Raw genomic sequence first — 25,244 nt, 5'->3', positions numbered from 1 at the left:
GAGTTAGAACGTTTGTTCGTAAAATGATATAATGGAGATAACAACGGATGGCGTGTCACAACGAATGGAGGGTGTTCGGGCAGATGGAACATTGGAAGATGGTACAAGGATATGAAGGGAGTTATCAAGTGTCGACGTCGGGAAATGTCCGTTCGCTCGACCGGATTGTCGAGACAAGCCGTGGCGTCAAGCAGCGGCGCACAGGTGTCCTCCTGCGTCCGCGCATCAATCAGGAAGGTTACCGGAAAGTGACATTGTATCAGCACGGGCGCGGTGAACGGTTTTACGTCGGCGAACTCGTTGCGCAAGCGTTTCTCGACCCGACCGCTTGTCAGGAGCGTCTCGTCCGGGCGGATCATGACCGGTTGAACGACCACATCGATAATCTGTCGGTCAAGCCTTCGCCGAGTCAAGCCTATGCTTCCTTGCTCGCTGAATTCGATCTGCTGTTGACGGACCATGTCGAATTGTCCGCGTGGCAGATTCGGGAGATCCGGCGGCGCTACCGGACGGGCGAAGCGTCGATTCGAAAGCTTGCGCTCGTGTACGGGGTGACTGAAAACCGGGTCCGCAATATCATCGATAAGAAAGAGGCACGGTATGTCATGTAGGCAGAAGGAAAGGGCAGTCCGAAGAAAATCGGTCTGCCCTTTTGGTTGAAAAAAAGTAAGGTGTCGTTAGCCGGCAAGTGGTAAGTACGGCGTGATTTGGCTCACCGTCAGTTGGAGGAGCTGTTGCGTTTCCTCTTTCGGTTCAGACGTGACGTAGATGATTAACGCAGCGGCGACGATTAAAAAGATGACGATGACGAGCCCGATGAAGAAAGGCATTTTACTTTTTCGTTTTTCTTCGTTCATGTCCACAGGTAGTTCCCCCTTTTACGAATTAACAGATGCATCTGTCATAATGATTCCCCTTTAAGAAAATGGAAAACCTGCAAAACGGCTAGAAAAAGGGTGCCGGTAAGACGATAAAGAAGATATAGACAGAAAAAGCTATTTTTTGAAGGGATGTCGATCGTCGTGTTGAGTCAGTTCAACCAGTTTCTATTAAACTTTTCCCTTTTGATTACGTCCCTGCTGTTCGCCTTCTTACCGATGCGCAACATCAAACGCATTTCACCGCACTCCTCAATCCAGATCCGGCTTGCCGTCGGATTGATTGCAAGCGTGATCGGGGCACTGCTCGTCTTAAACAGTATCGCCTACGACGGGGCAAAAATTGACTTACGACTCGTCGCGCTCGTCACGGCGTATTATTACGGCGGCTGGGTCAGTGGCGCATTGACGACGGTCGCCGTCATCGGGGCCCGCTTTCTCGTCACGCCACCCGGTGTCTACCAAGGTTTGATTCTCGCGACACTGATTTGTCTTGCTTTACTCGTCACGGCAAGTATTTACCGTCGCTTTGCTGCCCAGACGTTCAAAGACTACCTTGTCCTACTGAGCATCGGGATCGGCTACAGCTTACCGGCCCTGTACTTGTTGACGGATACGTTCATTCGGTTTTTCGAGATGTCATTCGTCTACATCATCTTCAATCTTCTCGGAGGGTACGTGACGTTTCGTTTCCTGCAGGAGTTACGGAAACATTTCCAGTTCGTCCAAGCCCAGCAGGAGCTTGCCTTGACGGACAGTCTGACGAATCTCGCCAATCGGCGGAAACTCGATGAGACATTGGCCGACTATGACAAACACGGGTATGCCTTCTCGGTCCTGATCGTCGATATCGACTTTTTCAAGTCGGTCAATGACGAATACGGACATGATGGCGGGGATGTCGTCTTACGGCAACTCAGTCATCTGTTGACGACGTTTTGTCCGGAAACGGGACTCGTCACCCGGTATGGCGGCGAGGAATTCGTCGTCGTCCTGCCGGATATCTCGCACCGTGAAGCGGAGCGACTCGGGGAACGGATTCGGACGGCGTGCGCCGATCAACACTTCATCTTCAAACCGTATCCGGCTTTCCATGTCACGCTTTCGATGGGTGTCGCATCGTCCGACCAAGCCAAGACGGCGTTCGAAGTCGTCCAAAAAGCCGATCAGGCGCTGTATCAGGCAAAGCAGACGGGGCGCAACAAAGTCGTCGGTTATGATGTGACACATAATTAAAAAAAGGCAGCTCCGCGGAGCCTGCCTTTTTCGTGTTGTCATTCACCGACCATGCCGTCGTTATCGTTGTCCCGCATGTACGGATAGAGCCAGTGGTCACTCCGGATCGGCATGCTGAAACCGGCATCCTTCGCTTCCTGGATCGTGACTTGTCCGTTTCCGTTCGCATCGACGCTTGAGACGTCACCGCCCGTTTCCGGCGTCGTGCTTGGTGTCGAAGCGGCAGGCGTTTTCGCCTTCGGTTCAGCTTTTGGTGTTGCTTTTGGCGCTGCCTTTGGTTCAGCCTTCGGTTTACTTTCCGGACTCTCGGTCAGACCGAGCGACGCGTTGACGCCATCCGGGTTGACGTTATCGAACTTGTCGACGATGACGTTGCCTTTGATTGTGTACGTGTACTGATAACTCGAAGGAATTTGCGTTTTCGTCGTTTCATAACGGATGATCGCTTCGAAATTCGTCGCACCACCGGCTTTACGGATAGTATCTTCCATGTACGCTTGATCGCCGTGGCGATTGAGCGTACTGTCCTGCGGCGTGATGTTGTAGGCGTTCGAGACACCGCCAAGCGAATCGGCGATGACATGTCCTTCATCAAGATCACGGTGTTCGACACCCGGAACCTTCGCTTCATCATGATAGTAGCGACCGGCTGACGTCACGTCTTCCGTTTTATCATTTTGTAAGGTGATTTTTTTGGCGATGACTTTGACGAGTTGTCCATGCTTGTTCGTAAATGCCCAGTACTCGCGGTCCCCGAACCCGATATCGACGACGACGTTCGCCTGACGCGAGCCGGACTGGTCGCCGCCATCGACTTGAATCTGTTTGTATCCGGCAAACGGATCATTGCTGGACGCCGTGACCGAGGGCTTGTCTTCTGTTTCTTTTTGATCCGTTGTCGTATCTGATTTTTTTTCGGTCGTCTCTTTCGCAACCGGCTCTGCAGGAGGCGTCTCCTGTTTCGCGTCTTCTTTAACGATGTCCGCTGTCGGTTCTTTGACGTCGCTCGTCTGCGGCGTCTCTTCTTTTGGAGCACGTTCCTCCGTCTTCGTGTCTGTCGAAGAAACCGTCTCCTCGTCGCTCGCACATCCCGTCAGTAACAGGGCCGCTAGCGGTAATGCAAGGTACATTCGTTTTTTCATGCCGCACTCCTTTCACTTAAGCACACCCGTCTGTTTTCTCAACATCCCTGAAGCTGGCGCTAAGCTGATTTTCAATATATAACAATCTTAATATATATTTGGGTGCGATTAAACAAATATGTAAATTTACTTAAGGAATGACGACGTCAACCTCGTGACGTGATGCAATCAAGGAAGTTGCATTTCAGGAAAAAGACGATCTGTCCTGGTGGGCAGGACAACAAAAAAACACGCCACTTCACGTGACGTGTTTTCAAGTCGAGACGAGCTGAGGAAATATCTGATACCGCTCAAAGTCAGTTAAGATGTTCGGTGCAATCTGTTTCCGAATCATTGCTTCGTCAGCCCAAAGATAGGCGTCGTGTTCGTCCGATAAGCTGACAGCATTGGTTTCCGCCGTACAGAAATAGACGAGTAAGATGACTTGGCGGTCGGAGTGGGTCAGGAAACTGGAGGCATACGCAATCCGGTCGACCGTGACTGAGAGTCCCGTTTCCTCTCGGATTTCACGGATCAGACTCGCTTCCGGTTGCTCCCCGAAATCAATCTTCCCGCCCGGACATTCCCAGGTCCCGCCACCCGAGTCGGCAGCGGCACGCTGGACGATCAGGATTCGGTGATCTTGCCGGATGATGCCTTTGACGGCGGTGACGATGGTTGGCATGTGTGTTCCTCCGTTCGCTTGAGCACGACAGGCAGGGGGCCTTCCTGTCGTACGAGTTGATTGTTGTTAAGGTAAATCCCTGTCCGTTCCGGTAAACCGTAAGCGTATAGGCTTCCGGTCGTAATAAATGCCTGTTGTAAATTCGCGGCTTCATCCCATGTATCGTAATGGACGGAGAGGACGGCGTCGGGTAAGAGGCCGAGCCCTTCAAGGACTAAGTCCCGGCCGTCCCGCTGGTCAATCGCCGGTATCCGGCACTCGTCCGGTGCGAGTAAGGCACCGGCAGAAAAGCCAGCGACCGGGACACCGTCTTGAAACTGTTCCTGAATGACAGCGCCGATTGGTGTGTGAACGATGAACTGTTGATACCGCTCCGTTTCACCACCGGCGATGATGATCCCGGCGCTTTGTTTCAGCGTCGCAAGCTGAGACAAGGTCGGATGCCCGGAGAGCGGGAAGTGGAAAAAGTCCGTCTTCCCGTGCGCTTCGAGCGGACCGGTCAAGACGGGGGCGTAAGACATCCATGACGTACCTTCACGCGGAACGTACAGTAAAGCGATGGGACCGGCCGATGCGCAAACGCTCGCGAAACGACGGGAGAGGCCTTCCGTAAACGGTGGACTACCGCCGAATAAAAAGAGATGTTGATCTGGCATATAAAGGACCTCCTGACGAAATCGGATGTCTATTAGTTTACCTGTTTCGAACTGAGTTCGGAAAGGGATTTCCTTAATTTTCAAATGATTCAAAAGACCAACATCTTTTTTTTACCAGGTTAAGAAGGGGAACCAGCGTATAGTAAAGGAGAAGACGTGAGGGGGATGTACATGGATACAGTGGAACAGGTGATATTTCGTGAGTCCGGACGTGGGCTCGGTCAAACATTTTGGCTTGATCTTCGGACGCGGGAATTGACGGTGGAAGACGAGGAAGCAGCGACGGGCACGGTTCGAACGACACGTCTCCTGACGAATCAAGACATCGAAACAGGGCGACGGTTACTCGAGCGTGCGCGCACCTGGAAGGAAACATACAGCTCGGACTTGTTGATCCTCGACGGGACGGACTGGTGGATTGAATTTGTGGGAGCGGAAGGCCGTAAGACATCGTCCGGTTCAAATGCTTTTCCCGCCGGCTGGGAGGAAATACGGGAGTGGTTTTATCGGGAAGGAGGGGTTACACGATGAAACGTGTGAAAATCGGGGTGATGTTGCTATGTTTTTACGCGATCCCCTTTGTGTTCCTCGCCTTGTTCGAGGACTTTAAGACGGGGACGCTGCTCGGGTACGGGTTGATGCTGGTCGGGATGTCGAGCTTGGCGTTCGTCAGCCAGCGCGTCAGTCATGTCGGATTCGTCATCCTCGGCAATCTCATCTCCTTTGCTGTCTCCTATTATGCCTTAGGCAGTATGGGCGCGGAGACATACTGGGAAGGTTATTTTAAACCGTTAACGTCCGGACAACTGTTGATTCTCGTCAGTGTCGTTAATGTAGTACCACAGTTTATAGCGATTTTGGTCGCAGTAAGTCTGCGACGTAAGAAAATCACATCGAAAAGGACTGACATACATGAGGGATGACAGCACTGAATTACTTGACGCAATCATTAGCGTCATGCAGAAGTCGGATCGACAGTTCGATTTGACGGAACTCTACGAACAGATTCGGCAAATGCCTCATCTGGATGTGTCGCGTTTTACGACCGTTGATGGATTCGAAAGCCGTATCCGAAAGTTGATTTATCTTCACGCCAGTGAGTGTGATCTTTTCGCAGGGGGAGAGGATTTGTTTTTCAGTGAGACCGGTAAAGGGACAGGGCGCTGGGGATTACGCAGATAAAAAACACGCCACCAAACGTGACGTGTTCCAAAGTATTAGACTAATCCTAAAATCTCAACTTCAACCAAAGCACCTTTCGGTAACTCTTTGACGGCGATACAAGATCGTGCCGGGAAGTGGTTATGCGGAGCAAAGTAATCGGAGTAAATATCATTAAACGCAGCGAAATGATCCATGCTTGTTAAGTAACACGTCGTTTTGACGACACGATCCGGTGTCAGACCAGCTTCTTTTAAGATGGCATCAACGTTTTTCATGACCTGCTCCGTCTGTTCTGTAATGCCACCGGCGACCATTACACCTGTTGCCGGATTGATCGGGATTTGACCTGAAGCATATAACGTACCGTTGGCGATGAAGCCTTGTGAATAAGGACCAATCGCAGCCGGGGCGTTAGTTGTTTCGATTTTCTGGAATGAACTCATGAAAACTCCTCCTCTAATCTAAAATAAATAGTATGTAGAACGTGCTATCTGCCTTGAACTATAGGATAATTTTTACAACACCATCACCATACTTACAAGGAGTGAATCCAATGCCTCTTTATCATAAATTAGTCCGGGATCAGATTCCAACTATCATTGCTCGGAACGGAAAAAAAGCAACGTTCCAGACACTTAACGAGGAAGAATTCCTCGTCGAAGCAAAACGGAAATTGCATGAAGAAGTAGCCGAATATGAAGAAGCAACAGAGACCGAAGAAGCGGTTGAAGAATTGGCCGACTTGCTGGAACTAATTCACGCGCTGGCTCGGACGCACGGGACGACACCGGAACAACTGGAAGCAATCCGGCTGACGAAACACGATAAGCGGGGCGGCTTTGATGACAAGCTGTATCTGATTGAGGTCGAAGATTGATTCCGGCAGCAAAACTGACGACACACGATTTGTATGCGTCGTTGGTCGATGCCATTGACCAAGCTGATGAAATCTATATCGTCGCTGCCTTCGCGCAACGTTCTGGTGTCGAACTGTTGTTACCGGCGTTACGTTGCGCCGTCGAACGAGGCGCTGATGTTCATTTTTTGATTGGCGACTACTTACATATTACGGACCCGGAGGCGTTGGCAGAATTATTGAAACTGGATGGTCTGTCGATCCGGTTTTATCGCTCCGGCGGACGGGCGTTTCATCCGAAAGCCTATCTGTTCCGCAACGCAGAGACCGGTCTGTCGATTGTCGGCTCATCGAATATCTCCAAAAGCGCTTTTCGGACCGGTGTCGAGTGGAATCTCCATTTGCCGCAAGCCGTCGCACCGCATATCTTGGATGATGCGATCGAGGCATTCATGGATCTTTATTTAAGTGAAGCAGCTCAAGACCTGAATCCGATTGTCCTCGAAGCGTACCGGCAAGAACATGACGCACGGCAATATGTTGCGGAACCGGAAGTTGATTATGCGGAGCAACAGCTCGTCACGTCCGAGGAGATTCTGCCGCACCGGGTGCAGGAGGAAGCATTACGTGCACTTCAGGACACGATGGAAGAAGGACGGACGCGTGCCTTGACCGTACTTGCGACCGGGCTTGGAAAAACGTATCTCAGTGCATTTTTTGCGCGTGACTTTAAGCGGATACTGTTCCTCGCACATCAACGCGAGTTGTTGGAACAAGCGGAACGTTCGTTTCAAAAGGTCGAGCTCAATTGGCAGACAGCTTTGTATATCGGATCAGACCGCACGAACGATGAACAGACGGATGTGCTGTTTGGCTCAGTCCAGACTTTATCCCAAAACCGGCATCTCGAACGGTTTGCAAAAGACCATTTTGATTTGATCATTATCGATGAGTTTCACCACGCAGCAGCTAAAAGTTATCAAAAAGTTCTGGCGCATTTTGAACCGCAATTTTTACTGGGACTGACAGCGACGCCGGACCGGATGGACGGAGCGGACGTCTATGCGCTGTGCGACAATCACGTTGCGTTTCAAATGCACTTCACGTCAGCGATCAATGAAGGATTTCTGACACCGTTCCATTATTACGGGATTCATGACGTCATCGACTATTCGCAACTGCGGCGGATGGGACGGAAATATGATGCGATGGAACTGGAACAGGCGCAGATTGATCGGGCAGTCTCAGAAAACATCTATGCCGCTTGGTCAAAGCACCGGCAGACGAAAACGATCGGCTTTTGTTCGTCGATCCGTCAAGCCGAATATTTGGCACAGACATTCCGGGAAATGGGACACCAAGCGATTGCCTTGACCGGACAGACCGTCAATCGACGGGAGCGTATTCAGGAGTTTGAGCGGGGAACGTTAGAAATCGTCTTTACGGTCGATTTATTTAATGAAGGAGTCGATATTCCAAAAGTCGATACGTTACTGTTTTGTCGGCCGACGGAATCGATTGCAATCTACACGCAGCAAATCGGACGCGGCTTACGTTTAACGAACAAGAAATCACATTGTGTCATCATCGATTTGATCGGCAACTATAAAAATGTCGAAACGAAGCTGATGTTGCTTGGAACAGTAAAAGATAAGCTCAAGCGGGGGGATAAGGAGCCGATTACGCCACCGAAAGAATGCATCATCGAGTTTGATACGCAGGCGCTGAATATCATTCATCGGATGCGTCAACCGAATCAGCGTAAATTACGTTTGATTGAGAGTTACGAACAATTGAAACTCGATCTGGGACGTAGGCCGACTTACGTTGAAATTGGTCAACTGACAGCTGTGCCAATAGGCTATAAACAAGAGTGGGGCTCGTACGTTGGTTTCCTGAAGGAACAAGGTGAATTGACGAATGAAGAAATCGAGACTTACGATGCTAACCGTGAACTGATTGAACAGGTCGAAAAGACGGTGATGAACCGGAGTTACAAGATGGTTGTATTGCTGGCGATGCTTGAGCGGGGGGAAGAACGTTGGATGGAGCCGATTACGGCAGCAGAAGTCGCTCCGTTTTTCTACGAGTATTTACATGCGGAGAAGTACAGGGAGTTGAAGGATGCGAATACAGAAGAATTAAAAGGACCTTTTGATGCTACTAAAGTAGAAAAACTGTTAAAGAAGATGCCGTTTCCGAGGATAGGTAAACCATTTGTTTTTAAGAAAGAAACTCTAAGTTTACATGCTGTTTCATTATTTAAGAGCAGTGAAATATATAATATAGTTTCAGATGTGGTGATATTTAGAATTAATAAATATTTTGACAAGTAAATATTTAACTTTTGTCTTTCGAACATAAACAATTAATATCAATTTTTGTATATAATAGACTTGTTACAATTTATTTTTTTATTAAACAATAGGGAGTGTATTTAATGGAAATTATATCTTTTATAAACTATAAAGGTGGTGTAGGTAAAACTACACTTACATCTAACATCGCTGCAGAACTTGCTTTTAAAGGAGTTAGAGTATTGCTCGTAGATTTAGATCCTCAAGCTAATTTAACGTTTTCTTTCATTAACGTTGATGAATGGGAGGGGTTAGATAAAAGTAGCAGAACAATTAAACATTGGTATGATGAATTTTTGAATGGTGATAGAGATGTATCTTTACGTAATTTAATTATTAGTCCAACTAATGTTAATGAGAAATTGGAAAATTTAAGTGCAGAAGGACACATCGATTTAATTAGTTCGCACTTAGAGTTGATTAATGTGGATATGGAACTGGCAACACAATATGGAGGTAATACAGAAAGAACATTTAGAAGCAGTTTTCTTAGATTATTCACAAGACTAAAAAAGGGATTAGAGGAAGTAGAAAACGATTATGATGTTGTATTAATCGATTGTCCACCTAATTTTAATATTGTTACTCAAAATGCAATTATTGCTAGTGATTTTTATATTGTTCCAGCAAAAGCAGATTTTTTATCAACATTAGGTATTGATACGCTCGTTAGACACATTGAATCACTTACTGAACGTTATAATAATTATGTGCAAGAAGATAGTGGAAATTGGCAGAAAATCAGTCCAGAGTTAAAAGGTATTATTTTTACAATGATTAATATTTATAACTCACAGCCTATTCAAAATCAAGAAAGGTACATTTCGCAAGTAAAGCGCGTGTATAGAGACGACGTATATAAAAATTACGTTAGAAGTAATAGTACGTTATTCGCACCTTCTTCAGAATCAGGGATACCTGTATTATTAAATACAAGCTTAGAAGGTATTTATTTAGATATTAGAACTGAATTTGAAGATGTAGTTGATGAGTTTATGAATAATACAAAAATTAGTTTCTAGGAGGTAAAAAATGAGCAATTCGAAAAAAGAGATAGAGCTATTGTACAAACTGTTCTCAAACTTTTTAAGTAATTTGACAAATGAACAGTATCTACAATTAGTTAACGGAGAATCCGAGCTCAAGCTAGTTTCTAAAAAAATAGATACTAATACGATTCAAGTATATAAAATGCTCCTCCAAGATATTATATCTGTTGAAGATATTGAAGAAAGAAAACTTTTACTATCATCTCACTTGAATAAAAAATCTGATTTAATAAATTTAAGCGATTTTTTAAATATACCTACTAAAAGTAAGGATACAATAAAAGTAATGTTAGATAATATTATCGAATATACTATAGAGAATGAAGATTATATTAAAAATAATGTTAAAGAAGATCAAAAATATGAAAAAGAATTAAGTGATTTAATAAATCAAATAGAGGCAACTATGGATACAAATGAAGCAAAAGAGCTATTAAAAAATTCCTCTATAGCTTATAGAAAAGCAGATCTTATGAACTTTGCCAAAAAATTAAGTGTATTTCCAGATAAACGCTCGTCTGCAGATGATATTATCAATGAAATAGTTCAAGCAGTAGTAGAAGCAAAAATAAGATCATATAAAATAAGAAAAAAATTATAATTTCAATTTCTAACTATTGTGCATTAATTAATATTATAAGAGTCGTTCCCTTAAATATGAATTTTTTAAAGGAGCGACTTTTAATTTTTTAGTTCATTCAAAAATTTTGTCTATAAGTTCAAAACATTTATCTGGTTCGAAATTTGTAAAATTATAAATTGAAGCAACAATAATTTGATTGTGTTTAAAATCTTTTTTCAATATAGACAATGTATCTTCAATATTTTCTTTGTTTAGTTCTCTTCCGCTGGGAGAATCTAATACAATGGGAACCTTATACCCTAGATAATTTTGTAACTCAAGAATATAAGCCATCTTAAATGAAAATACTATTTTATGAAGAACAGCTCCACTTAAAGATTTTAAATCTGAAGTAAAGATATAATTTTTTTTCAAATTGATATACTGACTAACTTTTAAAATTTCAGCGTACTTCATTATGTTCAAATGTAGATTATTTAGTATAGGATTGTTATAAGATACTTTCTCTTTAATCTCATCATTTAATATTTTTTTTTGTTTTTTTAATGAAGATAGGGTCTTCTCAATATTTTGTGGACTGTTCTTTAAATGAAATGAAGATTGACTCTCAAAAGTTAGAAATGTATCTTTTATCAAGAAAGTCATTTCGCTAATGCCTTTACTTTTAAAAGGAGGTCGTCAGAATAAGCACCTTTGGAAATGGAATTGAGTAACTCCACAAATGACACAGCAGCTTGCTGGAAAGCGCAAATAACTTCGTAATCGTTTGTATCAATCATAATGAAAAATTAAGTAGTTTTTTGTACCGATGTGTCTATAATCGATTCGTATACTTACTAGTAAAAGATGTTATATGCAAGTTTATAATCCAGAAAAGATAAAAAGGCTTAAGTCCACTGAAATGAACTGAGCCCCGTAAAATGGACAGTTTAATAAAAAGCCCACGTTTTCTATGCTGCGATCAGATGGCCCCGATATTGTTCTGGGGTCATCTTTTTTAGGTTCCATTGACCGCGTTCGCAGTTGTAATAGCTTATGTAGTCCCCGACCATCTCTCGGACCTCCTCGACTGACCTGCACGAACGGTTGGTGACATAGTCCTTCAAATGACCGAAGAACGATTCGATCGGTGCGTTGTCGAGGCAGTTGCCGCGACGTGACATGGACTGCACCAGTCCGAGGTCGCCAACGAGTCGTTGGTAGTCCGGATGGGTATAGTGGAAGCCTTGGTCCGAATGAATCATCGCCTCGGGATGTCGATTCCCTTGGAGATGCTCTTCGAGCTTTTTCATCGTCTGAAAGACGAGGTCCATGTGAAGGCCAGTGGACAGTTTGTATGCCACGATTTCGCGTGTGGCGACGTCCTTCACACAAGACAGATAGACGTTTTCACCTGAGGCGATGGGGAGGTAGGTGATATCGGTCACGAATACCTTTCCAGGCTCGCTCTGCCGGAACTCGCGGTTCAATCGATTCGGCACGACGCGGTGCTCGTGCGTCGCCTGAGCGAGCTTTCGATAAGGGTTCATCCTTCGGATTTTGGTCACGATGTTATATTTGCGCATTAGTCGGAGAATCCGTTTATGATTGATTGGGAAACCGAGGGTAGCGAACACCTCCATGTACAGCTCACGATAACCGACTTTGCCTTTATGGCTATCATGGATTTTCTTGAGGAGTGTCGCATCTAGGTAATCACGCTCTTCCCGAAGGGACTCCGCCTCGGCACGGTTCAACCAAGCGTAATAGCCACTGCGGCTCACTCCGGCGATCTCACATAGTGGGCGGACGAGATTCTTAAGCTGTGCGATACGGATGATGGTGTTGATGGCCTGATATTTCTCTGCTGGTGTTAGTTCGTATGTTTCGCCCGCCCTTCTAACTTCTCTAGCTTTTTTAATAGCTCGTTCTCTACCGTCAGGTATTTGATCCGTGCCTCTGCCTTCGCTAACCGTCTCTCCATCGACTCGTCTGTTTTCGGGCGTCCGCCCCCCAGAGCCTTTCCACGTTTATCGTTCCGGAGACCCTCCTCTCCGTCTTTTCGGAACGTTTGGCGCCAACGATTCAACGAGGACTGCGCTTTTCGTTTCCTAATCACCGTCAGGTCGAATCCGGCCTCCGTGAAGATTTGTTGAGGTCCCTTTCCCTCCATATTTTCACGTACGGCCTTGACCTTGAACTCGGCGGTGTACTGGATTGAGCGTTCTGATACCGAAGCGACGTTCGGATTTTCTTCGAACTGGTTGATTTGTGTCATGTTGAAGATGATTTTACTCATGGTTGTTTCCCCCGTCTGAATGAATAGGTTCATTATAGCGATTCGTATCCACACAAAAAACCCCGAATGATGCACTTTTTTTCAAGTGTCTATCATTCGGGGTTCAGTTCAAAATAGAGGATTCAAGCCTTTTTAACTAGTTATTGTTATTGTGATCCTTAAGAGAACAACATTAGAGATTATGATCTTTTCACAAATATTCTAGTTAACAGATTAGTAATTACACCAGCAATGGCTGCTTCAATGATTGCAACTACTGCAATTGCAAAAATATCTTTAAAGCCAGGTGTTCCCAAAAAATTAATGAAATTTAAAATAAAAAATAATGCGAAGAAAATAATGAAATCCAATTTGCGCATACAAGTAACTCCTTATCTAAATACGTAATCTTTTTTTATATAACCGTTTTTTGTACATCTGACTTCATGTTTAATATAAACATCTTTAATGTTGAATCCGACGCCATTGTAAGAAAATCCATAACTGAAATTACCCGAAGCTGTCGCTACATAAGAACTTCCGTCCGACTCCTTCGCAACTTTAAATCCGTTTACTTGCCACAAAGATAGTGTACCACGTTTACTATAACCGTCTAAACCAGAACGATATGTTGCTTTAGTACCGTTATAATAAAATTTAGCACTGACTGAAACAGTAAATAATTTTATTTTTGCAATTGAATAATAAGATTTAGTATTTTCCCCGTACTGAGTTTTTTTAGAGGACTTAGCCAAAGTAAAAAATGTTTGAGGATATGTATTTTCTTCTGTATCTAAGTAATTATCGTCTTTTTCTTCAATCGAATATATACCATTTTTATAAAGAGTTATATTTTGATTGTCTAGTTTATATTCTTTTTCTACTAGAGAATCAGCGATTTCTTGATCAGATTTCCCAATTTTTTTTAATAAAGATGTCTCTTTTTCTGATTTATCTTGTATTGCTTGAAGTTGTTCTGGAGAAACTTCCTTTTGTGAATCAAAGAATTTATTTATATCTTTAGAATCAATATTATCTTTATTAGTCTCAAGGAATGTATCGAGATTTTTTTCAGTAGTGTCCAAATAAGCTTCTGCTGACTTTGAGATTAGATTTCTTGTTTTGAGAGTATTTGATTCCTGTGCATTAACACTTAAAACGTTTGTGGCACAAACTGTAGCGCAAATTGAAGTAACTACTATTAATTTTTTCATGAAACCACCCTTTTTTGTTTAATTTGTCAAAATAAAATTAACATAAATGTAAAATAAAAACTTATCTTTTTGTATATTTAAAGATTACAATTTTGAAATTAACTGAAAATTTAAGGGGGTAATTGGAATCTGTGATGTGTTAGAAATTTTGCTGATAGTAGTGATGATTTATCAGATGCAACTGAATAGTCGGTAAAATAAAGTGTTGAATATGAAAAGATGAGCACAGAATGACTTATATATTCGATTTGATTGAAGGCTTGCCGGTTTCGGAGCTAATACCGATATCACATAGTTGTAAAAGTATTTAAAAATTGACTTGTGAAGAAAATTCACTGAATTAAGCAAACATAGGAGGTAAAAATGGAAAAACATCAAATTTTAGATCCGAAGTGGAAACGCCAAGCTGTATGGGAAGGATGCATGCTCGCCTCCATCGCTCACGCTATCTTTGTCGCGAATAATCCTGACTTTGCGTATGAACATTCCTGGGATGGTAACAATTACAGTACAAATAATGGTCAAGGTAGCAGAAAGACAGTTACATTTGGTCAAGATTTTTTTGTCGGAGGATTTAGAAACGAAGAATTCTCTATAGAGACCACAGAAGCAAAAGAACTGTTCAGCCAAGCTCCGCAACGCGTACAAAAAATAGCTGAAGAAGACACCTTTCAATACTTGTTAGATGAGGTGGATGGTTCAGCTCTTCCAATCGTCACTACTGTCTTATAGGGAAGTGATGATCAAGTTTTTTCTAGTCATCCATATGACGAAATGATTGGACAGGGGGCACACCTTTTAGAAATACAGGCATCGGAGTACGAAACGGGAGTTGAACACTGGGAAGAGTATTATGAACTCACAGAACAACAGCTGACGTTATTAAAAAAACTGTATCACTTGAAGTTGAAAAATCCCGCGCGAACTATTCCTTTATCCGCAGCGGATATTCAAGCACTAGAGGTCGTTGATGAAGAAGGGATGGAAGAGAGTAAAGTTTCTTTCTCTGAAATGGGCTTCGAGTGACCAAGTAAATGAATAAGAATTGAACTACTACCACTTACGTTACGCTCAGAAATGAAGGTTTCCTGGATTATTCGATTTGTCTGTTGGAAACTCTACGTGACAAATGGCTTTGCCTTGAGATGTTTAAACGATGAGGAAGTTGAATCTTGAAGATTTGTCAGTCTTCCAACTGGATAACAATCTGTGCAAATGTTAAAAAATCATCTATGTGCTTCTCTAAAATAGCCTGAAGAATATTTAAATCAAGTGACGGGTAGTCATGGATTGCGATAGTACAAAATCCCATCATATTCATTAGACTTGTAGATAGGGAAGAATTGATAAAGTGTGCTTTCTCTAATAGTTTAAGTCCATCCTGACTCGCTTTAGGTAATCCTAGTTTTCGTGTACTTACGACATACATCGCCATATCAATAGAAGTTTGGCATATCCGTTGCAAATTTAAGATGACGCTATCTTGTCTGGTTAAATCACTTAAATTTTTGGAGTCATTATTATAGACTTCGTTCATTCTAATGATGCAACGTTTGATCGTCGCATGTTTTTGTAAAAGGATATCGTTCATTTCTTGAGACACCTCCTTTCTTACACAGTAGATAATGGTACATCTGATTTTAACCATTCTATAACACCTTGAAAAAAATCGGTATGATTTAAAAAAAGTAAAATCCGACGAAATCCGTCAGATCTTACTTTTTATCAGGAATGCATACCCGTCACTCGACTCCTGCAGGAAAAAGCGCAGGGATCTGCGCTGTCAGAGGCAAACAAGACCCGAGTCCGTGTCCAGAGGACAAAGGAGGCGCGGCTTGTGCCTCGCCTGAGGAAAGCGAGTGAAAGGGAAAGCATGACGTAGCGAGCACTTACGCCGTCACTTCACTCACTTCATGATTGAGCTGCCACTGCACACCAAAAGGATCTTCGACGATACCGTAAGCTTCACTCCAAAATGTTTTTTGAATCGGCATGATGACCTTACCGTCTTGCGCCAGCTTGTCGAATGTCTCATGAATAACCTGGATGTCCGGCAAATGCAGAGCTAGCGTGACGTTTTGGCCAATCGTCACGGGATCGTGCGGCATCGCGTCAGAAAACATGATTCGTGTCCCGTGAACAATCAATTGTGAATGCAGGACAAGCGACTGGACGTCTTTTGCAAACGGTTGACCGTCCGGACCGTTACCGGGACCAAACTCCATGATCTCAGGGATGTCCTGGCCGAAGATGTTGGCGTAGTAATGGATCGCCTCACGGGTGTTGCCGTTGAAGACCAGATAGGGGGTAATCGGCATGGTAATGCTCCTCTCCATTTGAGCACGACTGACTGATGCTTATAGTATACCAAACATTTGTTCTCGTTTGTGTGTTTTTCTGATTAAAAATGAAAGCGATATCATTTATTTTTTTAATTCCAAATAAATTCGAAAAAAATGGTTGTGTCTTTCCAAATTCCCGTCTATACTAAGTTTATCGAAAGCGCTTTCGGTGAAATGAGGTTTTAACGATGGGCACAATTTATGATTTAGCAAAAATAACAGGTTTTTCGATTACGACAGTCTCAAAGGCATTAAACAACTATTCCGATGTCAGTGAGAAAACGAAAGCAAAAATCATTCAGGCGGCAGCGGATATGGGGTACTTACCCAATGCGCATGCTCAGTCCCTTTCGACGAAACGGTCCTGGACGATCGGGGTCATGTTCTCGGAAGCGAACGAAGTCGGGATGATGCATCCGTTCTTCAACGCGATCATCGAAAGTTTCCGTCAAGCGACGGAGCAACAAGGATACGACTTAATCTTTGCTTCACGTAATCTCCGCAACCGCGACATGAGTTACCTCGAGCACTTTCAGCACCGGGCGGTCGACGGTATCGTCGTCATCTGTTCCGATCAAATGGACCAGCACGTCCAAGAGTTGATTCAGAGCACGATTCCAATCGTCGTCGTCGATATGGACAGCGCGGATTGTAGCGTCGTCTTCTCAGACAATCTGACAGGCGGAGCACTCGCTGTCAATCACTTGCATGAACTCGGTCATCGCCGAATCGCCCATATCGCGGGGGATACGACGATTGACGCAGGAAGTGCACGGATTGCTGGGTACGAACGGGCAATGGCTGAACTCGCACTACCGATTTTAGAAGGTTACTTAATCAACGGTGGTTTTTTCTCGGTCGAAGAAGGTAAACAAGCGATGCAGACGTTACTTGCCTTACCACAACGTCCAACGGCAGTATTCGTTGCCGGTGACCAAATGGCGATCGGTGCGATGGAAGCAATCCATGAAGCCGGGTTACACGTACCAGCAGATATTTCAATCGTCGGCTACGATGATATCGAAATGTCGAAATACGTCACACCGAAGTTGACGACCGTCCGGCAAGATACGGAACGGATCGGACAACATGCAGCGGATTTATTGATCGAACAGATCGTCAACAAGCAACGTCTCAAGACGACGGACATCATTCCCGTCGAGTTGATCGTCCGCCATTCAACGGGACCCGTCAACGACTAACAATCGATTTCGAAATCGCTCTCGCAGGTGGAAGGCGAGGACAAGCGAGAGCGGTTTCGAAACAGTATATTTTTTTAAAGCTTTCCGAAAGGGCTTTCGGAACTTTTTTCTAGGAGTTTTCGAAAGCGCTTTCGATATTTTTGGATAAGAAATGAAACCGCTTACTAAATTAGTGGGCGAGTACATCAGAAAAAGGATGGGATGACATGCGTAAGAAGTTAGTCAGTGTTTTGACAGTCGGCGCGTTAACAGCAAGCGTTTTAGCAGGATGTTCAGATAGTAAAGAAGCAACGACAAGTGATGGGAAACAAGTCTTGAAAATCTGGTCATTCACGGATGAGTTAAAAGAACCAATCAAAAAGTTCGAAGAGAACAATGATGTCAAAGTCGAATTGACGATCGTTCCGATCGCGGATTACCCAACGAAATTAAAACCGGCACTTGAGAGCGGCGTCGGTGCACCGGATATCTTCACAGGTGAGATCGCCTTCTTGAAACAATGGGTCGACGCCGGTTACTGGGCGAACCTATCTGAAAAACCGTTTAACGCAGACGAAGTCAAAGATGACTACATTCCGTACGTCTATGACATGGGGAAAGACAAAGACGGTAACGTCCGTGCGCTGTCATGGCAAACAACACCGGGTGGTATCTATTACAAACGGAGCATCGCCAAAAAGGTCCTCGGCACAGATGATCCAAAAGAAATCGGTGCGATGATGAACTCGATGGACGGCGTCTTCGATGTCGCTGAGAAAATGAAAGGCAAAGGCTACAAAATGTTCCCGGATGAAGGTTCAATCCGTTGGTTCGCACAAGGTAATGATCCGCAGGCCTGGGTCAACGATAAGCAAGAGCTCGTCTTGACAGAAGACAAGAAGAACTACATGGATTACGCAAAAGAATTACGGACAAAACAATACACAGCACTTGCGCCAGAGTGGTCACCATCATGGTTCGCCGGGATGGATAAGCCGGTCAAAGTCAAAGAAAACGGTAAAGAAACCGAAACAGAAATCTTCTCGTACGTCCTTCCAACATGGGGCTTACACAGTGTCTTAAAAGAAAATGCGAAGAAATCAGCCGGTGACTGGGCAGTCACAAGCGGACCGAGCCCATACTTCTGGGGCGGTACATGGTTAGGTGTCTACAAAGATTCGAAGAAACAAAAACTTGCGTATGATTTCGTCAAAATGATGACGCAAGACGAAGAGTTCTTGACGGATTGGGCGAAAGAAACAGGTGACGTCCTTGCGTATACACCGGTTACCGACAAAATCAAAACCGACTTCAAAGATGAGTTCCTCGGCGGACAGAACAACTATGAGTTCTTCCTCGATCAAGCGGATCAAATCACACCGGGTATCGTGACGAAGTACGACCAACAGCTCGATACATTATACGGTGCGTCAGTCATGGAATACGTCCAAGGCAAAAAATCAAAAGACGAAGCACTTGCTGAATTCTACAAAAAAGTCAAAAATGCGTATCCGGACGTCAAAGTACCGGAATAAGGAGACTGGGTGGGGCGGACCTCGCCCTACCTCTTCTTGTTTAAGAAAGGGGTTTGACCTGTGAAAAAACTCGATCGCCATGGTTATCTGTTCATCGCACCGTTTTGGATCGTCTTCTTAATCTTCAGCATCTATCCGGTCGCGTTGACGTTCTATTACAGTTTCACGAACTACACAGGCGCAGAAGGCGAACAACTCGTCGGACTCGCGAACTATACGCGTTTGCTCGGAGATACGTACTTCATTGAAGCGTTCTTCAATACGATCAAGATTTGGGGACTGAACTTCATCCTGCAAATTGGTGGAGCGTTGATGCTCGCCTTACTGTTCTCAGACTTACAACTCAAGTTAAAAGGACTTGCTTTCTTCCGGGCGACGTTCTACTTACCGAACTTAATCACGATCAGCTCGGTTGCCTTGTTGTTCGGGATTTTACTCGACTGGCAACACGGATCACTCAACATGATGTTGATGAAAGTCGGAATCATTTCCGACCCGATCAACTGGTTGACACAACCGGTCACAGCCCAGATTTCCGTTTCACTCATCCTGACCTGGATGTGGCTTGGTCACTCGTTCATCGTCGTCATGGCCGGTGTATCCGGCATCTCGAAAGATTATTTCGAAGCGGCCTTGATTGATGGTGCGACACGCTGGCAAATCTTCTCGCGAATCACGTTGCCGCTGTTAAAACCGATCCTGCTTTACATCATGATCACGTCACTGATCGGTGGACTGCAACTGTTTGATCTCCCGATGTTGATTACGGACGGTGTCGGTGCGCCGGATGGTGCCTTGAACACGATGGTCCTCTATCTCTACAATCAAGCCTTTAAGTACAACAACTATGGCTACGCTGCTGCCGTCGCCTATGGATTGTTTGCTATCACGCTCGTCTTTTCAATCATCGTCTTCAAAGGGATGTTCCGAAAAGAACGTTCACCGAAAGGAGCCTGACCGATGGAACGAAATGCAGAAGCACGGCGGATCGTCCCGCAAACGGAGGAACAACCGGAGCGTTCAGAACGTCCGCTGAAGTTGGCACCACCGAAACAGAAAAAAGCCTGGTTCGGCAAGAGCCTGATTTATGTCAGCCTGATTGCCTTGACCATCGCCTGTATCATTCCATTTTTAATGATGATCATCAACGCGACCCGGTCGAACGAAGAAGTCCTGTCCGGTTTCTCCTTGATTCCCGGGAACTCGCTCGCTGAGAACTATGCGGCGTTAAGCTCCTACGTCAACATCTGGTCCGGCTTCAAGAACAGTCTGATCATCGCCGTCCTCGTCACTGTCTTGTCGGGTTACTTCTCAGCGATGACAGCGTTCGGATTTGCTTTTTATCAGTTCAAAGGAAAAAACGTCCTGTTCGTCTTCATGCTCGTCATGATGATGATTCCGGGACAACTCGGATTGATCGGGTTCTACGAACTCAGTAAGAATTTAGGTATTCTCGACAGCTTCATCCCGCTGATCGTTCCGGCGATTGCCAGTCCATTCACGGTCTTCTTCGTCCGTCAGTATTTACAGACCGTCATGCACCCAAGTTTGATTGAGGCGGCGCGAATGGATGGTGCAAGCGAATGGCGTATCTTCCATACGATCGCCTTGCCAATGATGATGCCGGCGATCGCGACGATGTCGATCTTTACGTTCATCGGTTCGTGGAACAACTACATCATGCCGCTCGTCCTATTGTTCTCACCAGAAAAATACACGTTACCGGTCTTGATGGGCTTCTTAAAAGGTTCACAAGTCGCAGAAAACTTAGGGGCACTTTATCTCGGGATCGCGATTTCCGTTGTCCCAATCATGATCGCTTTCTTGTTCCTATCGAAATACATCGTCAGCAGCATCTCAGCTGGTGCCGTCAAAGAATAATCTGTTAGTTAAAGGGGAGTACGCGTATGAAATTTGCATCAAACTTCGTCTTCGGAACGGCCACGTCTTCGTATCAAATCGAGGGCGCACACGACGAGGGGGGACGGACACCATCAATTTGGGATACGTTCTGCGATACGGACGGAAAAGTTTTTGAAAAACACAATGGCGATGTCGCCTGCGACCATTACCACCGCTTTGAAGAAGACATCCAGCACATCAAACAGTTAGGCGTCGACACGTACCGCTTCTCGATTGCCTGGCCACGGATATTCCCGGCGAAAGGTCACTACAACCCGGAAGGCATGGCGTTTTACCGGACACTCGCGACACGCTTACGCGAAGAAGGGATCAAACCGGCCGTCACGCTCTACCACTGGGATTTACCGATGTGGGCATACGACGAAGGGGGCTGGGTCAACCGTGACTCGGTCGACTGGTTCCTCGACTTCGCCCGTGTCTGCTTCGAAGAACTCGACGACATCGTCGATTCGTGGATCACGCACAATGAACCGTGGTGTGCCGGTTTCCTCAGCTACCACCTCGGACACCATGCACCCGGTCACACGGACATGAACGAAGCCGTCCGTGCCGTTCACCACATGCTGTTGTCACACGGAAAAGCGGTCGAACTGCTCAAAGGGGAGTTCAACTCGGCGACACCGATCGGCATCACATTGAATCTCGCACCGAAGTACGCGAAGACGGATTCCGTCAATGATCAGTTGGCGATGAACAACGCCGACGGGTACGCGAATCGCTGGTTCCTCGACCCAATCTTCAAGGGACAGTATCCGGTCGACATGATGAACCTGTTCTCGAAATACGTCCATACGTACGACTTCATCCAAGAAGGCGACATGGCAACGATTTCGGTCGGCTGTGACTTCTTCGGGATCAACTTCTACAGCCGCAACTTAGTTGAATTCAGTGCCGCGAATGACTTCTTGCACAAAGATGCGTACTCGGACTATGATAAGACGGGCATGGGCTGGGACATCGCACCAAACGAGTTCAAGGACTTGATTCGTCGCCTTCGCGCGGAATATACGTCACTCCCGATCTTCATCACGGAGAACGGGGCAGCGTTCGACGATCAACTCGTCGATGGTCGTGTCCATGACCAAAACCGGATCGACTATGTTGCGCAACACTTGCAAGCGGTCTCCGACTTGAACGACGAGGGAATGAACATCGAAGGCTACTACCTTTGGTCGCTGCTCGATAACTTCGAGTGGAGCTTCGGATACGACAAACGATTCGGCATCATCTATGTCGATTTCGAAACACAGGAACGGACATGGAAGGACAGCGCGCATTGGTATGCCGATGTCATCCAGACACATAAAGCAACACTCTCACAGGAAGCGTAACTCAGTCGCAGGCAAGGTCGAATTACATCGGTCTTGCCTGTTTTTTGTCAAAGGAGGATTACAGATGAAGAAATGGCTCGCAGTCGCCCTTGGGACAGGCTTAGTCTTAACTTATGCCGGGACAGGGCATGCTGAAAAAGCAGACAAACAGGACAAAACGAAATGGAAAATGGTCTGGTCGGACGAGTTTACGAAACAACAACTTGACCGGACGAAATGGAACTACGACACGGGAAACTGGATCGTCGATGCGGACGGCAACGGCGTTTCATCCGGGTGGGGAAATAACGAAAAACAATATTATACCGACAAAAAAGACAATGCCTTCATCCGTGACGGAAAACTCGTCATCCGCGCAAAACAGGAAAAGACGACGGACGCCTTCGGAAGTTATGACTACACTTCGGCAAAATTGAAGACAAAAGGACTGTTCAGCAAGACGTACGGCCGTTATGAAATCAAAGTGAAACTGCCGACCGGTAAAGGACTGTGGCCAGCGTTTTGGATGTTGCCGGAGCAGGACAAGTATGGTGCCTGGGCATCGTCCGGTGAAATCGATGTGATGGAATCCTGGGGCAGTCAGCCTGAAAAGGTCGCGGGGACAATTCATTACGGCGAAAACTGGCCGAATAATAAATATACCGGTAAGGATTATCATTTCCCGGACGGTGAGCGGATTGACCAGTGGCATACATATGCCGTTGAGTGGGAGCCGGGTGAACTCCGTTGGTACGTCGACGGAAACCTCTATCAGACACAAAACGATTGGTACAGCAAAGGAAAAAATACGGCGACGAACTACAGTTATCCGGCACCGTTCGACCAAAATTTCTATCTCGTGATGAACCTCGCTGTCGGCGGCTGGTTCGACGGGGAAGTCGACGCGACGACGAAGTTCCCGGCTGAGATGGAAGTCGATTATGTCCGGGTCTATGACCTGAAGAACCGCGCCTACCGGGAACCGGTCGAGCCGGTCTATGAAGACGTGACGTTACCGGACGGGGCGAAGCAACCGCTTGAAGACGGAAACCTCGTCTATGACCAAGCGTACGAAAAAGCGATTAAGACGATTACGGACGGCGCGCAGACACTTGATCCGACCTACTGGAACTATGTGACGTTGCCTGACTTTGGCGGCACGGGATCAGTCGACGTGACGGAGCAGGACGGAACACGTTTTGCTGACGTGATGATCACAAAGCCTGGGGCACAGACGTACTCGCACCAATTGATTCAAAACGTGTCGCTCGCACAAGGTGGCCGTTATCAAGTCAGCTTCGACGCGAGTAGCGACCAGGCGCGGAAGATGGTGGTCAAAGTCGGTGGTGGTGCTGAACGCGGTTATACGAAATACTCGAATGAAGAATCAATTGATTTAACGACGACCGTCAAGCCGTACACGTTTACGTTCGACATGACGGGTGAAACGGATCTTGCGGCCCGGCTCGAATTCAATTTAGGTCTCGCGCAAGCGGGCGTTAAAATCGGCAACGTCCGTGTCGAGCAGGTTCCACGCGGTGAAATCGATGAAGCGGCAACAAAACCGGCTTTACCGGACGGCAATCAAATCTACAACGGAACGTTTGACCAAGGAGCGATGGATCGTTTGACGTACTGGCAGTTTGATGCCGGGAAAACGAAGGGGACGGGATCGGTTGACCCGGTAACACGCGTCTTCACATTCAAAACGAATACGAAAAAAGGACAAAACGCGACACTGTCGCAACAAGGCGTACAACTCGTAAAAGACCATCAATATGTGCTGCGTTTCAAAGCAGCAGCAAAACGGGTGAACAAGATAAATGTTCAGTTGACGGATGCGACAGAAACGACGGCTTACCTGCCGGAACAACGGATTGCGCCGAGCGGTAAGATGGAGACGTTTGAAGTACCGTTTACGATGACAGAAGCGACCGATCTAAAAAGTCGTCTCCAGTTCATTCTTGGATCAGAGAAAGGGGAAGTGACCATCGATGATGTTGAACTCTTTGACACGACGCCGATCGAGATCGATAAGTTGCCGTTAAAAAACGGCTCGTTCACGGAAGGGCTGAACTTCTGGAGTTCATACGTTCATTATGATGCACAAGCGGTCGTCTCGACGGTGAATGAAGCTGCAAAAATCGCGATTGCTTCAGAAGGACAGGAGCCATGGAGCGTTTTACTGGAACAAGGGAACTTAGCGCTCGTTAAAGGACAGACGTACCAGTTGACATTTAAGGCGTCGTCGACGGTTGCACGTCCGCTCGAAGTGACGGTCGAAAATGCGGCGTATACACGCTACTTCAGTCAGGTCGTAGCAGTCAGTCCGACGGTGAACACGTACCAGTACGAGTTCACGATGGGACAAGACGATACAGCTGGTCTAAAGTTCTTGCTGGGAAAAGCGGCAGGATCTCCGTTTGCGGCACATGACGTGACGATTGATGATGTACGACTAGAAGTGAAATAAGCTGAAGGAGTGCCTAGAGTAATTAGGCACTCCTTCAATATTTATAATTTTAATGTGTTTAAACAAAAATAATTATATCTCCTATACATACTGTGAAAAAGTCATCGTTCGCATGCGAAGTTGTCATTATCTCGATCCATTTTAGGTTGATAAGCAGGATGTGTAGAAGGTACGCCATGTGGATATACTGCTGTCAATTCTGTGCAGTTAGCGAAATTCGTAGTCACCTTGGCTTTAGCGTCAGCCTTGGCTTTAGCGTCAGCTTTGGCTTTAGCGTCAGCCTTGGCTTTAGCGTCAGCTTTGGCTTTAGCGTCAGCCTTGGCTTTAGCGTCAGCCTTGGCTTTAGCGTCAGCCTTGGCTTTAGCGTCAGCCTTGGCTTTAGCGTCAGCCTTGGCTTTTTCTTCAGCCTTGGCTTTAGCGTCAG

The 25,244-nt window shown here is 45.7% G+C and carries 28 protein-coding genes; 16 read left to right on the top strand and 12 right to left on the bottom strand.

Annotated features, from left to right (window positions below):
- Positions 1–83 precede the first annotated feature (83 nt).
- A complete protein-coding gene (locus KNP94_RS11855; protein WP_215115702.1) occupies positions 84–611 on the top strand; it encodes an NUMOD4 domain-containing protein in 528 nt (175 codons plus the stop codon).
- A 66-nt stretch (positions 612–677) separates the two neighbouring features.
- On the opposite strand, the gene KNP94_RS11850 is transcribed toward KNP94_RS11855, so the two are convergent.
- Positions 678–857 carry a hypothetical protein gene (locus KNP94_RS11850; protein ID WP_239456898.1) on the bottom strand — a complete coding sequence of 60 codons (180 nt, stop codon included), beginning with the start codon at positions 855–857 and terminating at the stop codon, positions 678–680.
- A gap of 165 nt (positions 858–1,022) precedes the next feature.
- Between KNP94_RS11850 and KNP94_RS11845 the strand changes: the two genes are divergently transcribed.
- Positions 1,023–2,114, top strand: a complete 1,092-nt coding sequence (locus KNP94_RS11845; RefSeq protein WP_215115701.1) for a GGDEF domain-containing protein — start codon at positions 1,023–1,025, stop codon at positions 2,112–2,114.
- 38 nt (positions 2,115–2,152) lie between these two features.
- Here the strand turns inward: KNP94_RS11845 and KNP94_RS11840 are convergent, their stop codons facing one another.
- From KNP94_RS11840 to KNP94_RS11830, 3 genes are all read right to left on the bottom strand, one after another.
- Positions 2,153–3,256, bottom strand: coding sequence for a DNA/RNA non-specific endonuclease (locus tag KNP94_RS11840; protein ID WP_214767327.1), 1,104 nt, complete (start codon positions 3,254–3,256; stop codon positions 2,153–2,155).
- A gap of 253 nt (positions 3,257–3,509) precedes the next feature.
- Positions 3,510–3,920, bottom strand: coding sequence for an NUDIX hydrolase (locus tag KNP94_RS11835; RefSeq protein WP_088836146.1), 411 nt, complete (start codon positions 3,918–3,920; stop codon positions 3,510–3,512).
- Positions 3,863–4,576 carry a Type 1 glutamine amidotransferase-like domain-containing protein gene (locus KNP94_RS11830; protein ID WP_215115700.1) on the bottom strand — a complete coding sequence of 238 codons (714 nt, stop codon included), beginning with the start codon at positions 4,574–4,576 and terminating at the stop codon, positions 3,863–3,865. Before KNP94_RS11830 ends, KNP94_RS11835 begins: the two co-directional genes overlap by 58 nt.
- Positions 4,577–4,747: 171 nt before the next feature.
- On the opposite strand from KNP94_RS11830, the gene KNP94_RS11825 reads away from it, so the two are divergent.
- The 3 genes from KNP94_RS11825 to KNP94_RS11815 are packed head-to-tail and all read left to right on the top strand — an operon-like array spanning position 4,748 to position 5,758.
- Positions 4,748–5,107, top strand: coding sequence for a hypothetical protein (locus KNP94_RS11825; RefSeq protein ID WP_215115699.1), 360 nt, complete (start codon positions 4,748–4,750; stop codon positions 5,105–5,107).
- Positions 5,104–5,499 carry a hypothetical protein gene (locus tag KNP94_RS11820; protein WP_215115698.1) on the top strand — a complete coding sequence of 132 codons (396 nt, stop codon included), beginning with the start codon at positions 5,104–5,106 and terminating at the stop codon, positions 5,497–5,499. Before KNP94_RS11825 ends, KNP94_RS11820 begins: the two co-directional genes overlap by 4 nt.
- Entirely contained in the window at positions 5,489–5,758 is a 270-nt protein-coding gene (locus KNP94_RS11815; RefSeq protein ID WP_215115697.1) for a hypothetical protein, read from the top strand. Before KNP94_RS11820 ends, KNP94_RS11815 begins: the two co-directional genes overlap by 11 nt.
- A 35-nt stretch (positions 5,759–5,793) precedes the next feature.
- On the opposite strand, the gene KNP94_RS11810 is transcribed toward KNP94_RS11815, so the two are convergent.
- The gene (locus KNP94_RS11810; RefSeq protein WP_215115696.1) at positions 5,794–6,183 is read right to left on the bottom strand and encodes a RidA family protein; all 390 of its coding nucleotides are present in this window, start codon (positions 6,181–6,183) and stop codon (positions 5,794–5,796) included.
- A 110-nt stretch (positions 6,184–6,293) separates the two neighbouring features.
- On the opposite strand from KNP94_RS11810, the gene KNP94_RS11805 reads away from it, so the two are divergent.
- The 4 genes from KNP94_RS11805 to KNP94_RS11790 all read left to right on the top strand — a co-directional run bounded on the left by KNP94_RS11805 (position 6,294) and on the right by KNP94_RS11790 (position 10,603).
- A complete protein-coding gene (locus KNP94_RS11805) occupies positions 6,294–6,617 on the top strand; it encodes a nucleoside triphosphate pyrophosphohydrolase (RefSeq protein ID WP_215115695.1) in 324 nt (107 codons plus the stop codon).
- Complete coding sequence (locus tag KNP94_RS11800; protein WP_215115694.1) at positions 6,614–8,932, top strand: DEAD/DEAH box helicase family protein; 2,319 nt, start codon at positions 6,614–6,616, stop codon at positions 8,930–8,932. The genes KNP94_RS11805 and KNP94_RS11800 overlap by 4 nt, the downstream gene beginning before the upstream one ends.
- A gap of 104 nt (positions 8,933–9,036) precedes the next feature.
- Positions 9,037–9,975, top strand: coding sequence for a ParA family protein (locus tag KNP94_RS11795; RefSeq protein ID WP_215115693.1), 939 nt, complete (start codon positions 9,037–9,039; stop codon positions 9,973–9,975).
- Positions 9,976–9,985: 10 nt separating this feature from the next.
- A complete protein-coding gene (locus KNP94_RS11790) occupies positions 9,986–10,603 on the top strand; it encodes a hypothetical protein (protein WP_215115692.1) in 618 nt (205 codons plus the stop codon).
- A 93-nt stretch (positions 10,604–10,696) separates the two neighbouring features.
- Here the strand turns inward: KNP94_RS11790 and KNP94_RS11785 are convergent, their stop codons facing one another.
- The 4 genes from KNP94_RS11785 to KNP94_RS11770 form a co-directional block, all read right to left on the bottom strand.
- A complete protein-coding gene (locus KNP94_RS11785; RefSeq protein ID WP_215115691.1) occupies positions 10,697–11,230 on the bottom strand; it encodes a hypothetical protein in 534 nt (177 codons plus the stop codon).
- Between the two features lie 305 nt (positions 11,231–11,535).
- Positions 11,536–12,863, bottom strand: a protein-coding gene (locus KNP94_RS11780) for an IS3 family transposase (RefSeq protein WP_371816043.1) whose coding sequence is annotated in 2 segments (ribosomal slippage) — positions 11,536–12,494 and positions 12,494–12,863 — 1,329 coding nt in all. Because the reading frame shifts where the segments join, the coding sequence is not laid out codon by codon here.
- Positions 12,864–13,042: 179 nt separating this feature from the next.
- Complete coding sequence (locus KNP94_RS11775; protein ID WP_215115690.1) at positions 13,043–13,222, bottom strand: hypothetical protein; 180 nt, start codon at positions 13,220–13,222, stop codon at positions 13,043–13,045.
- A gap of 12 nt (positions 13,223–13,234) precedes the next feature.
- Positions 13,235–14,056 (bottom strand): hypothetical protein, encoded by an 822-nt coding sequence (locus KNP94_RS11770; protein WP_215115689.1) that lies wholly within the window; start codon positions 14,054–14,056, stop codon positions 13,235–13,237.
- Between the two features lie 363 nt (positions 14,057–14,419).
- On the opposite strand from KNP94_RS11770, the gene KNP94_RS11765 reads away from it, so the two are divergent.
- A complete protein-coding gene (locus tag KNP94_RS11765; protein ID WP_215115688.1) occupies positions 14,420–14,788 on the top strand; it encodes a hypothetical protein in 369 nt (122 codons plus the stop codon).
- A gap of 451 nt (positions 14,789–15,239) precedes the next feature.
- Here KNP94_RS11765 and hepT read toward each other — a convergent pair whose 3' ends face one another.
- The gene (hepT, locus tag KNP94_RS11760) at positions 15,240–15,647 is read right to left on the bottom strand and encodes a type VII toxin-antitoxin system HepT family RNase toxin (RefSeq protein WP_215115687.1); all 408 of its coding nucleotides are present in this window, start codon (positions 15,645–15,647) and stop codon (positions 15,240–15,242) included.
- A gap of 298 nt (positions 15,648–15,945) precedes the next feature.
- Positions 15,946–16,374 (bottom strand): VOC family protein, encoded by a 429-nt coding sequence (locus KNP94_RS11755; protein ID WP_215115686.1) that lies wholly within the window; start codon positions 16,372–16,374, stop codon positions 15,946–15,948.
- A gap of 212 nt (positions 16,375–16,586) precedes the next feature.
- Here KNP94_RS11755 and KNP94_RS11750 point away from each other — a divergent pair, with 212 nt between their 5' ends.
- The 6 genes from KNP94_RS11750 (at position 16,587) to KNP94_RS11725 (ending at position 24,820) form a co-directional block, all read left to right on the top strand.
- A complete protein-coding gene (locus KNP94_RS11750) occupies positions 16,587–17,600 on the top strand; it encodes a LacI family DNA-binding transcriptional regulator (protein WP_214846009.1) in 1,014 nt (337 codons plus the stop codon).
- A 206-nt stretch (positions 17,601–17,806) separates the two neighbouring features.
- Positions 17,807–19,114, top strand: coding sequence for an ABC transporter substrate-binding protein (locus tag KNP94_RS11745; protein ID WP_214767279.1), 1,308 nt, complete (start codon positions 17,807–17,809; stop codon positions 19,112–19,114).
- Between the two features lie 60 nt (positions 19,115–19,174).
- The gene (locus KNP94_RS11740) at positions 19,175–20,071 is read left to right on the top strand and encodes a carbohydrate ABC transporter permease (protein ID WP_088836160.1); all 897 of its coding nucleotides are present in this window, start codon (positions 19,175–19,177) and stop codon (positions 20,069–20,071) included.
- Between the two features lie 3 nt (positions 20,072–20,074).
- A complete protein-coding gene (locus KNP94_RS11735; RefSeq protein ID WP_214808707.1) occupies positions 20,075–20,995 on the top strand; it encodes a carbohydrate ABC transporter permease in 921 nt (306 codons plus the stop codon).
- A gap of 26 nt (positions 20,996–21,021) precedes the next feature.
- Complete coding sequence (locus KNP94_RS11730) at positions 21,022–22,368, top strand: GH1 family beta-glucosidase (protein ID WP_088836162.1); 1,347 nt, start codon at positions 21,022–21,024, stop codon at positions 22,366–22,368.
- Between the two features lie 64 nt (positions 22,369–22,432).
- A complete protein-coding gene (locus tag KNP94_RS11725) occupies positions 22,433–24,820 on the top strand; it encodes a carbohydrate binding domain-containing protein (protein ID WP_215115685.1) in 2,388 nt (795 codons plus the stop codon).
- Positions 24,821–24,921: 101 nt separating this feature from the next.
- Here KNP94_RS11725 and KNP94_RS15955 read toward each other — a convergent pair.
- A partial coding sequence (locus KNP94_RS15955; protein ID WP_251132639.1) for an excalibur calcium-binding domain-containing protein occupies positions 24,922–25,244 on the bottom strand: 323 nt, incomplete at its 5' end.

It is taken from the genome of Exiguobacterium sp. s80, assembly GCF_018618725.1.
GTDB lineage: Bacteria > Bacillota > Bacilli > Exiguobacteriales > Exiguobacteriaceae > Exiguobacterium_A > Exiguobacterium_A oxidotolerans.
Note: the sequence above shows the minus strand (reverse complement) of the source record. Positions and strands in the feature narration are given on the sequence as shown.

Coding starts and splice junctions, on each gene's coding strand:
- KNP94_RS11790 (WP_215115692.1), top strand. CDS start 9,986: ATGAGCAATTCGAAAAAAGAGATAGAGCTATTGTACAAACTGTTCTCA.
- KNP94_RS11810 (WP_215115696.1), bottom strand. CDS start 6,183: ATGAGTTCATTCCAGAAAATCGAAACAACTAACGCCCCGGCTGCGATT.
- KNP94_RS11735 (WP_214808707.1), top strand. CDS start 20,075: ATGGAACGAAATGCAGAAGCACGGCGGATCGTCCCGCAAACGGAGGAA.
- KNP94_RS11840 (WP_214767327.1), bottom strand. CDS start 3,256: ATGAAAAAACGAATGTACCTTGCATTACCGCTAGCGGCCCTGTTACTG.
- KNP94_RS11835 (WP_088836146.1), bottom strand. CDS start 3,920: ATGCCAACCATCGTCACCGCCGTCAAAGGCATCATCCGGCAAGATCAC.
- KNP94_RS11795 (WP_215115693.1), top strand. CDS start 9,037: ATGGAAATTATATCTTTTATAAACTATAAAGGTGGTGTAGGTAAAACT.
- KNP94_RS11730 (WP_088836162.1), top strand. CDS start 21,022: ATGAAATTTGCATCAAACTTCGTCTTCGGAACGGCCACGTCTTCGTAT.
- KNP94_RS11745 (WP_214767279.1), top strand. CDS start 17,807: ATGCGTAAGAAGTTAGTCAGTGTTTTGACAGTCGGCGCGTTAACAGCA.
- KNP94_RS11830 (WP_215115700.1), bottom strand. CDS start 4,576: ATGCCAGATCAACATCTCTTTTTATTCGGCGGTAGTCCACCGTTTACG.
- KNP94_RS11750 (WP_214846009.1), top strand. CDS start 16,587: ATGGGCACAATTTATGATTTAGCAAAAATAACAGGTTTTTCGATTACG.
- hepT (WP_215115687.1), bottom strand. CDS start 15,647: ATGAACGATATCCTTTTACAAAAACATGCGACGATCAAACGTTGCATC.
- KNP94_RS11825 (WP_215115699.1), top strand. CDS start 4,748: ATGGATACAGTGGAACAGGTGATATTTCGTGAGTCCGGACGTGGGCTC.
- KNP94_RS11775 (WP_215115690.1), bottom strand. CDS start 13,222: ATGCGCAAATTGGATTTCATTATTTTCTTCGCATTATTTTTTATTTTA.
- KNP94_RS11785 (WP_215115691.1), bottom strand. CDS start 11,230: ATGACTTTCTTGATAAAAGATACATTTCTAACTTTTGAGAGTCAATCT.
- KNP94_RS11725 (WP_215115685.1), top strand. CDS start 22,433: ATGAAGAAATGGCTCGCAGTCGCCCTTGGGACAGGCTTAGTCTTAACT.
- KNP94_RS11770 (WP_215115689.1), bottom strand. CDS start 14,056: ATGAAAAAATTAATAGTAGTTACTTCAATTTGCGCTACAGTTTGTGCC.
- KNP94_RS11820 (WP_215115698.1), top strand. CDS start 5,104: ATGAAACGTGTGAAAATCGGGGTGATGTTGCTATGTTTTTACGCGATC.
- KNP94_RS11815 (WP_215115697.1), top strand. CDS start 5,489: ATGAGGGATGACAGCACTGAATTACTTGACGCAATCATTAGCGTCATG.
- KNP94_RS11765 (WP_215115688.1), top strand. CDS start 14,420: ATGGAAAAACATCAAATTTTAGATCCGAAGTGGAAACGCCAAGCTGTA.
- KNP94_RS11755 (WP_215115686.1), bottom strand. CDS start 16,374: ATGCCGATTACCCCCTATCTGGTCTTCAACGGCAACACCCGTGAGGCG.
- KNP94_RS11805 (WP_215115695.1), top strand. CDS start 6,294: ATGCCTCTTTATCATAAATTAGTCCGGGATCAGATTCCAACTATCATT.
- KNP94_RS11850 (WP_239456898.1), bottom strand. CDS start 857: ATGAACGAAGAAAAACGAAAAAGTAAAATGCCTTTCTTCATCGGGCTC.
- KNP94_RS11855 (WP_215115702.1), top strand. CDS start 84: ATGGAACATTGGAAGATGGTACAAGGATATGAAGGGAGTTATCAAGTG.